The sequence below is a fragment of the Clostridioides sp. GD02377 genome, assembly GCF_045899875.1.
Taxonomy (GTDB): Bacteria; Bacillota; Clostridia; order Peptostreptococcales; family Peptostreptococcaceae; genus Clostridioides; species Clostridioides difficile_A.
On record NZ_JBJODA010000007.1, the window covers coordinates 1 to 13,384 of the forward strand.

At 27.7% G+C, this 13,384-nt stretch carries 12 protein-coding genes; 3 read left to right on the forward strand and 9 right to left on the reverse strand.

Features of this window, described 5'->3' with window-relative positions; genetic code table 11:
* Positions 1–384: 384 nt before the first annotated feature.
* Together Q3304_RS07230 and Q3304_RS07235 are read right to left on the reverse strand one after the other, a co-directional pair.
* Complete coding sequence (locus tag Q3304_RS07230) at positions 385–2,772, reverse strand: heavy metal translocating P-type ATPase (RefSeq protein ID WP_407813899.1); 2,388 nt, start codon at positions 2,770–2,772, stop codon at positions 385–387.
* Positions 2,773–2,794: 22 nt separating this feature from the next.
* Positions 2,795–3,160 carry a helix-turn-helix transcriptional regulator gene (locus Q3304_RS07235; RefSeq protein WP_054268993.1) on the reverse strand — a complete coding sequence of 122 codons (366 nt, stop codon included), beginning with the start codon at positions 3,158–3,160 and terminating at the stop codon, positions 2,795–2,797.
* A gap of 199 nt (positions 3,161–3,359) precedes the next feature.
* On the opposite strand from Q3304_RS07235, the gene Q3304_RS07240 reads away from it, so the two are divergent.
* Together Q3304_RS07240 and Q3304_RS07245 are read left to right on the forward strand one after the other, a co-directional pair.
* Positions 3,360–4,226 carry a hypothetical protein gene (locus Q3304_RS07240; RefSeq protein ID WP_407813900.1) on the forward strand — a complete coding sequence of 289 codons (867 nt, stop codon included), beginning with the start codon at positions 3,360–3,362 and terminating at the stop codon, positions 4,224–4,226.
* 396 nt (positions 4,227–4,622) lie between these two features.
* The gene (locus Q3304_RS07245; protein WP_407813901.1) at positions 4,623–5,408 is read left to right on the forward strand and encodes an EFR1 family ferrodoxin; all 786 of its coding nucleotides are present in this window, start codon (positions 4,623–4,625) and stop codon (positions 5,406–5,408) included.
* 249 nt (positions 5,409–5,657) lie between these two features.
* Here the strand turns inward: Q3304_RS07245 and Q3304_RS07250 are convergent, their stop codons facing one another.
* Positions 5,658–6,746 carry a hypothetical protein gene (locus Q3304_RS07250; RefSeq protein ID WP_054275697.1) on the reverse strand — a complete coding sequence of 363 codons (1,089 nt, stop codon included), beginning with the start codon at positions 6,744–6,746 and terminating at the stop codon, positions 5,658–5,660.
* A 124-nt stretch (positions 6,747–6,870) separates the two neighbouring features.
* Between Q3304_RS07250 and Q3304_RS07255 the strand changes: the two genes are divergently transcribed.
* Positions 6,871–7,599: an HAD family phosphatase gene (locus Q3304_RS07255; RefSeq protein ID WP_054268909.1), complete on the forward strand. Its 729-nt coding sequence runs from the start codon at positions 6,871–6,873 to the stop codon at positions 7,597–7,599.
* A 184-nt stretch (positions 7,600–7,783) separates the two neighbouring features.
* Here Q3304_RS07255 and Q3304_RS07260 read toward each other — a convergent pair whose 3' ends face one another.
* From Q3304_RS07260 to Q3304_RS07285, 6 genes are all read right to left on the reverse strand, one after another.
* On the reverse strand, positions 7,784–8,281 hold the full coding sequence (locus Q3304_RS07260) for a hypothetical protein (RefSeq protein WP_407813902.1): 498 nt from the start codon (positions 8,279–8,281) through the stop codon (positions 7,784–7,786).
* 10 nt (positions 8,282–8,291) lie between these two features.
* On the reverse strand, positions 8,292–8,732 hold the full coding sequence (locus tag Q3304_RS07265; RefSeq protein ID WP_074179321.1) for a hypothetical protein: 441 nt from the start codon (positions 8,730–8,732) through the stop codon (positions 8,292–8,294).
* Entirely contained in the window at positions 8,722–9,561 is an 840-nt protein-coding gene (locus Q3304_RS07270; RefSeq protein WP_054268908.1) for a DUF5685 family protein, read from the reverse strand. Before Q3304_RS07270 ends, Q3304_RS07265 begins: the two co-directional genes overlap by 11 nt.
* Before the next feature lie 217 nt (positions 9,562–9,778).
* Positions 9,779–11,164, reverse strand: a complete 1,386-nt coding sequence (locus Q3304_RS07275; RefSeq protein WP_407813903.1) for a M20 family metallopeptidase — start codon at positions 11,162–11,164, stop codon at positions 9,779–9,781.
* A gap of 162 nt (positions 11,165–11,326) precedes the next feature.
* Positions 11,327–12,070 (reverse strand): glutamine amidotransferase, encoded by a 744-nt coding sequence (locus tag Q3304_RS07280; protein WP_407813904.1) that lies wholly within the window; start codon positions 12,068–12,070, stop codon positions 11,327–11,329.
* A 19-nt stretch (positions 12,071–12,089) separates the two neighbouring features.
* Positions 12,090–13,352, reverse strand: coding sequence for a M20 family metallopeptidase (locus Q3304_RS07285; protein WP_407813905.1), 1,263 nt, complete (start codon positions 13,350–13,352; stop codon positions 12,090–12,092).
* Positions 13,353–13,384 lie beyond the last annotated feature (32 nt).

Sequence of the window (13,384 nt, forward strand, 5' to 3'; positions counted from 1 at the left end):
TTTCGTCAACACTTTTTAAAATTATTTTTTAAAACTTTTTAATTCTTTATATTACGTATTTCGCTGAATAGTAGCTATATCATAGGATTAACGACTTTTTATACAGATATTTTCTTATAAATTTATAATTATCAATCTACACATTTATAATTATTATGATTCTTATTTCTTCATATAAGCTTAGTAATATACATGAATCATCTATATATAAGTAAAAAATATATACCACATAAGACCATTAAGTCAAAATAATAGATATAGGTTTATATACAAAAGAAAAAGTATCAATAGATTAAAAATAAACTTATTGATACTTTTCTTTATAATTATATACTTCATTACTGTATTACTATACGTTTTTCTATAATAGTATATGTTTATACTTTATCTCATAGCCCTCATAGCATTTATTACTGCTATAAGTGCTACCCCTACATCAGCAAATATAGCTTCCCACATAGTAGCTATTCCTCCAGCTCCTAATATCATAACTATAATTTTTACTCCTAAAGCAAATATTATATTTTGCCATACTATTTTATTAGTCTTATTTGCTATCTCAATTGCTTTAGATATTTTATTAGGCTCATCCGTCATAAGAACTACATCTGCTGCTTCAATTGCTGCATCTGAACCTAGACCTCCCATTGCTATACCAACATCAGCACGAGCTAGTACTGGAGCATCATTTATTCCATCACCTACAAAGGCTATTTTTTCTTTTTCAGTTCTTCCTTCATATAAAGATTCTAATCTATCAACTTTTTCATTAGGAAGTAAATTTGAATAAACTGTATCTAATTCTAATTCTTTAGCGATATTTTTTGCTACTTTCTCATTATCTCCAGTTAACATTACAACTTCTTTTATTCCTATTGATTTTAAACTTCTTATAGCATTTTTACTATCTTCTTTTACTTCATCTGATATAACTATATAACCTCTGTATACTTTATCAACAGCAATATAGACTACTGTACCCACTTCTTTAGCTGGTGAATAGGATATATTCTCCTTCTTCATAAGTTTCTCATTACCTGCTAATATAAGTTTTCCATTATGCTTTACTCTGATTCCATAAGCTGCTATTTCCTCATAGCTATCTATTGTATCTAAATCAATTTTTTTACTGTAGTAACTTAATATAGATTTAGCTATTGGATGATTTGAGTTTACTTCTGCAATAGCTGCAAATTCTAGTAACTCTTCTTCTGATATACCTTCAGGATTTAATTTAGTTACATTGAACACACCTTTAGTAAGTGTTCCTGTTTTATCAAATACTACAGTATCTACACTTCTTAAAGCTTCTAAATAGTTACTTCCCTTAATAAGGATACCATTTTTAGATGCAAATCCAATTCCACTAAAGAAACTAAGTGGTATTGATAAAACTAGTGCACAAGGGCAAGAAACAACTAAGAATATCAACCCTCTATACACCCAATCACTAAATACCTCACCAGAGATTACAAGTGGTGGCACAAATGCTATCAATAAAGCAGCTATTACTACTACTGGAGTATAATATCTTGAAAATTTAGATATGAAGTTTTCTGTTTTTGATTTTTTAATACTAGAATTTTCAACAAGGTCAAGTATTTTTGAAACTGTTGACTCTCCAAAACTCTTTGTAACTTCAATACTCAATAAAGCATTCTTATTTATAACACCAGATAAAATTTCATCACCTTTTTCAACTTCTCTCAGTACTGATTCACCTGTAAGTGCAGAAGTATCTAGCATAGAAACTCCATCCACTACTACCCCATCTAGTGGTACTTTTTCACCAGGTTTTACTACTATTATATCTCCCACATTTACTTCTTCTGGTGAAACTACCTTAACTTCAGAATTAACTTTCAGATTTGCATAATCTGGTCTTATTTGCATAAGTGAAGTTATAGACTTTCTGGACTTACCAACTGCAACACCTTGTAAATATTCTCCTATTTTATAGAATAGCATAACCCCTACTGCTTCTGATAATTCTCCTATTAATAATGCTCCTACTGTAGCCAGAGCCATCAAGAAGTTTTCATCAAATACTCTTCCTTTTGATATGTTTCTTATTGCTCTTAAAAGTACATCACCACCTACTATTACATAAGCAACTATAAATACTATATTACTAAATTGACTTTCATAACCTGTAGCTGTTTGATATATACCAAATATATATACGAGAGCTCCAATTATAAGTGGAATTAATTCTTTCTTATTTGTATCATTTGCGCTCATTGCTTTCTCAGAAGTTCTAGGTCCTGTTTTGTCCTTAGACTCCACTTGTATATCAAGTCCTGGTTCTGTTGAATCTATTATTTCTTTTATTTTGTTTATAACACTATCTTCTTCAAAGTCATTAAGTATATTTACTGTAAGTTTTTTATTTACAAAGTTTAAATTAGAAGATTCAACTTCTTTTAATTTAGAAACTTTATTGTTAATCTCTTCTGCACAATGTGCACAGTTTAATCCTCCTAATATAAGTTCTTTTTTAATTGATGTCCTATTAGATGTATTTTCTTTAGAACTTATTTGTATATCAAGACCTGGTTCTGTTGAATCTATTATGTCTATTATCTTTTCTATAGTATTATCTTCATTGGAACTATTCTCTATATTTACTGTAAGCTTTTTATTTATAAAATTCAAATTGGAAGACTTAACTTCTTGTAACTTAGAAACTTTATTGTTAATCTCTTCTGCACAATGTGCACAATTTAATCCTCCCAATATAAATTCTTTTTTAATTATATTATTTGCTTCCATATATATTCACTCCTCTCTGTTATCATTTATAAGTCTCTCTAATATGGTTTAATCCACAATCAAATATTTGGCTTATATGACTATCATCTAATGAGTAATACACTGTCTTTCCTTCTCTTCTAAACTTTACTAATCTTGCCTGCTTTAATACTCTAAGTTGATGAGATATTGCAGAGTGAGTCATATTTAATAAACTTGCTATATCACATACACACATTTCATTTGCAAATAATGCATACAATATCTTTACTCTAGTAGTATCACCAAATACTTTAAATAACTCTGCTAAATCATATAACATTTCTTCATCTGGCATGGTCGATTTAGCTTCTGTTACTATTTCTTCATGTATTACATTACAATTACAATCATTTATCTCTTCTCTCATTTTTAATCCTCCATTATTTTAATATATGAATAACTGTTCATATGTTCATTATATTCCATCACTTCTAAATTTGCAACAATAATTTTTATTTATTTAATAACAATTAGAATGCACATATTATCACCTTTTTTAATATATATATTATTAGAATAAGTTTTTGTAAACTTTTTTATAGTTTTCTAGGAGGTGCAAGTTTAATATGAGTAACAAGAAAAAAAAGGATTTAGACAATAGTTACATGCCTTACTTAGACCCAGCTAACTATGCAGATTATATTACTAATGAAGAAATTCCCCAAGATGAATTGAGAAATGACCCACAAATTTCTAATGGTTATACAAAGATACCTAATAATCAGAATGTAAATAATATTTATCCTAACAGCGCAAATAATTATCCTAAAAGTAGTAATTCTCCAAACAACTTGCCTAACACAAATAATACATCCGGAAATATGAATTACAACACATCTGCTTCAAATAATATGCCTAATAACATGAACTATAATGCATCTAATAATATGGGTATGCCTAACAATATGTCTGGCAATATGAATAATAACATGGGCATGCCTAACAATATGTCTGGCAATATGAATAATAATAACATGGGTATGCCTAACAATATGTCTGGCAATATGAATAATAACATGGGTATGCCTAACAATATGTCTGGTAATATGAATAATAATAACATGGGTATGCCTAACAATATGTCTGGTAATATGAATAATAACATGGGTATGCCTAACAATATGTCTGGTAATATGAATAATAACATGGGTATGCCTAACAATATGTCTGGTAATATGAATAATAACATGGGATGGAATATGAACAATAATATGGGTATTCCTAACTTCTCATGTAATCAAAATATGCCTCCTAATGTACTTATGATGATACCAGGTGTCATATGTCATAATACAATGCAAGGTATGCCTGTAGTTATGCCTAGTACTATGCCTCCTAGTATATTTCCTACTCCTTATGGTTCTAGTAATATGACTATGCAAGGAATACCACAAAATACTAATATTGAGGAATTTGATGAGGAAGAAATGTAAAATATTTTTTAAGTAATTTTAAGTAAATTGTATAAGACATCAATAATTGGCCATAATAATAAATGTATTCCTCATAATATTCCCCCAATATTATTATAGGTATAGAGAGTTGACTGAATATACTTTTATTCGGTCAACAAATATTAACATAATCTAATAAAATAAATATAAAAAAATCAGATAAAATTAAATTTTATCTGATTTTTTTGCTTGTTGGTATTTTCTTCTTTTTAAATTATCAGTAATATTTAGGTAACAACCTCTATCATGATTACTTGGATTTTTCGGTTATTTATCAACTACAATACAAATCTTTTTGGCTTTCTATTAAGTTAATTAGTTATATGTTATAATGACTCTAACAAGCTACTATTATATTTAATAGGAGGTATCACTTTGAATAAATTATGTATGTTTTACTTCTCTGGAACTGGCATGACAGAATATATAATTAATAAACTAAAGCAAGAATTTGAAAATCAACAATTTTGTGTTGAGTGTACAAAAATAGAAAATATTAAAAAATCTAAAATTCATTTGACATCATATGATATGGTAGGAATAGCTTACCCTGTACATTCTTTTAATGCACCTCAGATTGTATTAGATTTTGTAAAAACTTTGCCTAACACACACTCTATGGATACATTTATAATACATACAGCAGGTGAAGACAATCATATGAATTATGCGTCCTCAAATTTATTAATCAAAAGATTAGATGCTAAAGGTTTCAAAGTATTTTATAATAAATTATTTGCTATGCCATCAAATTTTATGGTCAAATATGATGATACAAAAACAAGAGAGCTTATTGATAAAGCAGATAAAGAAATACATAATACTGTACATAATTTAATTAATCGAATTTCATACCTTCCAAATAGTAGCACTTTAGTAAAAACACTATCCTTTATTGGTAGGTCAGAATGGTATGGAGCTCATATCTTAGGTAAGTTTTTTTATGTCAAAAATAATTGCATACACTGTTCTAAATGCGCCAATAATTGTCCTAAACACAACATAAATATTACAAAAGATAAAGTTAAGTTTAATTGGAGTTGTTGCTTGTGTATGAGATGTATTTATAATTGTCCTAAAAATGCAATTAATATACATCAACCATTTAAATTTATCCGTTTTAATAAATGGTATGATTCTAACCTATTCACAAAAAAATAGAGATTAAAAAATAAAATGTATTTAATATCTTGCAAATTAACTCGTATATATAATACATACTAAAAATTAATATTGGTAAATAATATGAGAAGAATTATAAATTTTTTTATTTTTCTAATAAACTGTATAAAATTTTAATAATTGACCACAATAATAAATGTATTCCTCATAATATTCCCCCAATATTATAGAAATTAATTTAAGCGAGATTAAATTCAGTTAATCTCGCTTAAATAATGCCCAAAAATATTATTCCAAAAAATCATCAAAATCTATTGAACCTGATTCTGCAAAATCATATAACGCATTTTGTTCAAAGAAAAAATTCTCTTCAAACTTTATATATTTACTATAGTTAGCTTGACTTATCTCATTAATATAATTGCAATCATTTTCATTATAAGTGCCAATAAAAAGTTTATTTCCCATTAAGTAATATATAGCTTTCATATCATTATTTATTATATACACATTTTCTTTAACATGGTCATTATTAAAATTAAATCTAGTAAAAAATACACCTTCATTCATATAACTTTTTAATAAAAATGGATTATCTCTATAAAATACTTTAGCAAATTCTTCAGATGAGTTTACACTATAAACACTTACAAATTCATTCTTAGAAATCTCATCAAATACCTCAAAATCATACATGGCTTCTTTATCTGTTACCAATAAAGAATTAATCTTAAAACCAGTTTCATTACATTTACTTATACAAAAAGCAATTTTGCAGATATAATATCCATCATTGTCTTCATATAAGGCTTCACTTATATACCTACCTTGACCTTTACCATTTACCACATTTTTGAGCAATGTGCCATTTATATTTGTAATATGCATATTTGCAATCTCATCACTACCAGAAAAATATTTTAAACTTTCCCTGTCCCATGCTATAAATCGCATAGTCATGTAGTTTATAAATTCAACTTCTTCATCAACTCTCTTACATATTTTGTTATATAATTTTTCTATAGTTAAATTTGTTTTATAATTTTTTATAATATCAATGTACTCAACTTTATCTCCTGGCAATAACTTGTCATAGTAAAGATTTTTATTCCCAAAATGAGAGACTAAAAACAAGGATTCATCCTTTGTTAATTCAACTCTATCTGAACCAAATCCGCCCATTAATCTTTCTTCTTCCATGTAAGCTTCTTCTTGTGTTGGATTTTTTAAACTTACATAATCTGCTAAACCTAATCCCTCTGCATCTAATAGAAAATATTGACAGAAGTGATTATTTTTATCATCTATCCAATTTATTATAAGACCTAAACTACCCATAAGTCTAGAATTTGTAACCTTTGCAAAATTAAAATTCATATAATCACACCCTTTAGACTTTAAAATATTTGTTTTTTAATATATAAATTATTATACATATATTTTAACAACTTAGATACAATTTATAATATAATATAAGGAAATGATTAATTGAGGTGGTCTTATGAAAAATATAGCAGCTTTTTTTGATATAGATGGTACTCTTTATAGAGACTCTCTTATGGTTGAACATTTTAAGAAATTAATTAAATACGATATAATTGACCAAAAAAATTGGTATAAACATGCTAGAGACACTTTTATGGATTGGGATAAAAGACAAGGTAATTATGATGATTATCTATTGGAAATATGTGACCTTTATGTCGATTCATTAAAAGGATTAGATAAAACCTGTATTAATTTTACAAGTGACCAAGTAATTAAATTAAAAGCAGATAGAGTTTATAAATACACACGTTCAAGAATCGATTGGCATCTAAATCAAGGTCATATAGTCATATTCATATCTGGTAGCCCTGGATTTCTGGTTGAAAAAATGGCAAAAAAATATAATGTAACTGATTTTCTAGGAAGTGACTATGTATTTGAAAATGATATATTTACAGGAACAGTTATTCCAATGTGGGATTCTATAAGTAAGAATAATGCTATAAACGATTTTGTTGTAAAGTATGATTTAGACTTGTCAAACTCATATGCTTATGGTGATACTAATGGTGATATAAATATGTTAAAAAGAGTTGGAAATCCAATTGCAATAAATCCAACAAAGGAACTTTTAGCTCAAATATCACTTGATAATGAAATTTCTAAAAATGTTGAAATAATAGTAGAAAGAAAAGATATTATTTACTCTTTATCTACAGATGTAAATATAGTGGATATTTAATTTATATTATATCTTTTAAAATAAACCATTCTATCTAATATATAAAAAGCTTTGACTAAAAATCAAAGCTTTTTATATATTAATACCAAGTATATATTAAATTTATTTTTAAATATAAATACATATTCAGATACATTATTTATATTTATTTAAATTACAATTCCATTAAAATTAAATATAAAAATCAACTCTTATTTTTAAATAGCATCTTTCTTAGCTTATTATTGTAATAACTTATAAAAGAACTATAAACATAGTCATATACTATAAAGGCTACTTCAAATGAACCTATAATAAAAATATTTATTGGGATATAAACTATTGTTCTTAATAAAAAATACAATATAAGTATCATTATATTTGCAAATACTAACTTCATGAAATATTCAATATATATTGCCCTATCTTTTTCTATAAGATATTTTGCAATACCATATATTCCAAATGTAAGTGAATACACAATCCATTGAGACTTACTTACCATCACTATAAATCCCAAAGCTATAGAACCTATATAAAAAGCAATTCCACTCTTAAATCCCCATTCCATTATTACAATTGATACTAAAAGTGATGCTACTCCCATAATAAACAATGTATTTACAGGAATAATATTTGTAAGAATCAACAATATCACATTTAATGCTAATAAAACTCCTCCATAAGCAACTTTTATACTCATATTTATCATCCTAACAACAAGTTATTAAATCTCCTCCAAAGCATTCACAACATGAATCTAGACACCAAAGTTTAGCACAGTTTTCACAACAATCATCACCTAGACAACAGCAACAATCATCACAACAACAGCAACATCCACCTAAATCATTACGTCTTCTTCTATTATAGTTATCAGCTCTATTGTTATATTCATTTCTATATTCTGTATAACTTCTAAGTGCCTCACTATATTCATGATTTTCTGGCTCCATAAATTTTGCTCTTTTTAAGAAGTCTTCTCCTTCTTCATAATATCCTATGTTCATTGCAGAAAAACCAGTTAGATAATACCATTCTGCACACTTGTCACTCAACGACTTTAAAAAATCATATGCTTTTCTAAATTCACTATTTTCTATAAAAGCTCTTGCTCTCATAAAATTTTCATTATTATAAGTATTACTGTACATTCTTTCCACCTCTGCTTTCTAATATATTCATATATCTTAAATAAACACCAGAATAAATTATATTTTCTATTATCCCGACATTTGTATTTAGATTTAAATTATCAATTCCTCTAGCTAAAAATCCCAATGATGTTACAATTATTTTTTTTACCTTTTGTTTTAACTCATCGTTTTTATCTACATATTCTATAAAAGGATTGTATCTTCCTTTCTTAAAATCTTCATCTAAATCTTCATATGCATCTAGTAGATATATATACTTACCTATATTAAAGCCTATCATTCTTAAGTTTCTCTCATTTTCATCTTTTTTGTAGGCAAACACTTCACCCATTATATTTCCAAATGTATTAGATACTTCATCTATATTTATATTGTTTTCCTTTTCTAACTTATTTAATTCATTTAGCTGTTGTTTTATATACTCTGCTTTTTCGGGATACTTTTCATATGCTAAGTTTAATTTGTTTTTATATATATAATATGCTAATTTATCTTTTATGCGTTTATCATCCATTAAATTATCTTCCAATTTATAATATGTTAAAAGAATATTCATACTTGCTGCATATTCTGTAATATCATTTGTAATTACCTTTTTCTTTTTAAATGGATTAACTATACATGCTTCCTCTGTATTTATAGATTCTGGCTTATATACTGAAGTTAATAAAATAATTAAAAATGTTATATCGTAATTCAGAGAAAATCTAGAAATTTCTCCATGATTTCTTTTTAAATATTTACATAGACCACAGTAATAAGCTTTATAATGGTCATATTCTCTAAATGTTAAATCCATTTTGTTTATTTTAACATATCCAAACATAAATACTCCTTTTTGTACTACTTTTTATATAAATTATATATAGTATAACACTTTTTATCAAGATTATATAATTTACAGTATTCTAAGAAACTTTAAAAATACCTTCTAATCATTGTATCTTAGATTGAAAATAATTAGAAGGTTAAGTTAAAAATAATATTAAATTATATACTTATACTAATTCATGCACATAATCTTACTTACATTAACTTGATTTTTAGATAATTGGAATATATTCGAAATTGCCTATAGTATCCTTTAATTCCTTTTTTGCTTTACCTACAATAGATTCATCAAGCATTACATCACTTATTGAACATGCTATAGCTTTAGATGCTAATAACATTGCTTTAAATCCCATATTAGAACCTGCACTAGCACAAGATTGCCATGTATGAGCAGAAATGCCAATAGGCCAAACTGAGCAAGAGCATTGTGCTGTAGGAGTTATATAACTAACATCTCCAATATCTAATGATAATGATATACAGTTATTATGAGTAAAAGTATCATCTGTAACTTCATCATGTAAAGCCATTCTAGTAATATCTTTGTTTCCACTTAATACACTAGAAACACTAATTCTTTTATCTATAGAAACTGTTTTAGCTAATTCTTCTGCAAAATAGTAGTCATTTTCATCATAATTTTGAGTTCCTATCAATTTCATATTTTGTGATAGAATATCTGTTAATATTGTATTTGGAATATAGTCATATACTCCACTTATAATATTATATTCCATACTAGTACCTGTCATCAGTGCTGCTCCTTTTGCTATATCAACCACTCTATCAAATACATCTCTTACATGTTCCATTTTCACACCTCTTATGTAATACCATACTTCTGCGAAATCTGGAACTATGTTTGGCATTTTTCCACCATTAGTAGTTACATAATGTACTCTACAACTATCAAATATATGCTCTCTTAAATAGTTACAACCTATGTTCATAAGTTCTACTGCATCAAGTGCACTTCTTCCATTATAAGGAGCTTGTGCCGCATGAGCACTAATTCCATTATATCTAAATTTTACAGAATAATTAGCAAGGGTTGGAATCCTTATTGGAGTATTTATATCAAATGGATGCCAACTAAATGCACAATCTATCCCATCAAAAAAACCTTTTTTTATCATTAATACCTTTCCTGACAAATCTTCCTCTGCGGGACACCCATAGTACTTTATAGTTCCTTTAATCTTTTTTAGTTTGATTAGTTCTTTTATCGCAACTACAGCCCCCATTGAACCTGTACCAAGTAAGTTATGTCCACATCCATGACCTGCACCACTCTCTAAAATAGGTTCTTTTGTAATGGATATTTTTTGAGATAAACCATCCAAAGCATCATATTCTCCTAAAACTGCTATAACTGGTTTACCTTCTCCATAACTAGCTACAAATCCTGTATCCATATCTTCTAATTCATCTATATTAAAATCATACTTTCTTAAATATTCTTTTTGTAAGTTTGAAGCATAATATTCTTTATATTGAAGTTCTGGATTTTCCCATATCTTATCTGATATATCCCTTAACTCTTCTTGTATCTCATCTATATATTGCATTAAAAATTTTTTATTTAAATCTTCCATATTAATTGTATAATCCTCCTTAAATCAGATACTTTATACTTAACTAATTAAAATAGCTAATTTTAAAATATATTCTACTTTATAATCATTCTATACAATAAAACCTCTTGACTTGTAAGCTTCACTTTATCAAGTAAGAGGTTTTCAAATTTTATAAAATTTTTAACATGTTAACCAGTCTAGCATGTTAACCCATAATTTATTATAGTACTTCCAATCAGTAAATTCTTTTGGTCCCCAATGAGGTGCACAGTCAGAACTAAATATAGCAGATTTTCCTTTTCCAAACTTCCCAACTGCTACAAATGGGTCTCCTCCAATTGTTGCTAATACAGGACAATTATCTCTGGCAACTGTCTTGTTATATCCTAAAAACTTCGGCCAGTCTTTTGGAATATCTTTCAATATTGGATGCTCAGAATCGACAACTACTGGAATTATTCCTGCTGGTTTTTCTACTCTATCATCTTTATCTATCATAGTTATTGGTAATACATCTTTTATAGCAGTTTCTCCAAATCTAGCTTTTGCATCTATACCTGTAAATGACATGTATCCACCTACCATAATTAATGCTCCACCATTATTTACATACTCTTTGATTAGTTCAAGTCTATCTGGATTACTATTACAATCTATAAAAGTGCTATTAGATAGTAAGAAAGTGTTAGAACCTATATCAGACAATATTATACAATCATACTCATCTAATTCTTCTAATGTATATGGGAAACTATCTGCTGCTACATGTGCAGGCATATGAACTGTCTCATATCCTCCAGATTCTATTGCTTCTTTTAACCACTTTACAGCTTCTTCGTAGTGAGTTGTAACAAATGTATCAAACCCTTTTATATGAGTTATATTTTTTACCCAAGATTCCCCTACTATTAATACTTTTTTCATTTATATAATCCTCCTACTTTTATAAGTTTAATATTAGACTTGCATACATAAGTATACTGTCTAAATACTCATTGATTTCAACATACTCATTTATTGAATGGCATTGTTCTATTGAGCCTGGTCCCAATATTAATGTTGGTATTTCAGCTAAGTTTTTCATCAATCTTGCATCATTTCCAGCTGTCGAACCTTTTATTTCTAATTTTTTCTCTAAAACATCTTCTAGTATTTTATGTGCATTCACTACAAAATCAGAATTTTTGTCCATCTCAAAACCTAATCCTGATTGATATATATTTATATTTGGCTTATTGTCTTTAAGCCACAAATCTCCATTAGACCTTGTCATTATAACATCAGTCACATCATTTACAACTTGTTCATAGCTCATTATATTTGGTAAGAAGTGCACACACAAATTAAATACACACTTATCTGGCACAGTAGAGCCTGCTGTTCCACCGTTTATTACACCCAAATTTATTGTAGGCGAAGGCAATAGTGGATGCTTATATATCATAAGCCAGTTATGTTCTAATTCTTTTATATCTTGAAGCAGTAACATAGCCTTCTCTATTGCGTTTACACCCTCCCACTTACTACCACAGTGAAGAGATACACCTTTAACCTCGACTTCAAAGAATACAAATCCCATATGTGCAATTATTAAATTCTGTTCTGATGGTTCACAAATTACACAGTAATCTCCATCAATTCCATTCATAACTGCATTTATGGTCCCATTTCCTCCACCTTCTTCATCTACTACTGACATTACCTTTACATTACCAGGTACATTTAAACCACTATCTTTTATAAGTTTTATAGCTAATAGTGATGCTATAAGCCCAGACTTCATATCCGCAGTTCCAAGACCATAAATCTTACCATCATCTTCTGTACCACAATATGGATTGTATCTCCACTTACTTATATCACCTGGTGGCATAGTATCTACATGACCATTAAATACGATTGTCTTCCCAGGTAAATTATCACTGTATTTACAAATTAAATTATATCTATCTTTATAATTGTGACCTAGATTTCCTTCTTTATAGGTGTCTTTTGCTTTTTTAATTAGCTCTTCACTCATGCCTTGTCTATCTACACTAAAACCTATGTTATTTGCAAGTTTCTCAATATATTCTTGTCCCTCTTTTTCAAATCCACCTAGTATTCCGTGACCAATATCTTCAGTCTTTATACTTACAAGTTCTTTTAAATAATCTATGTATTCTTGTTTTTTATTATTTAATGTATCTAAGAGAATTTTTTTCATATTTCCCCCTAAGATTTATTTTTTCATTTAAA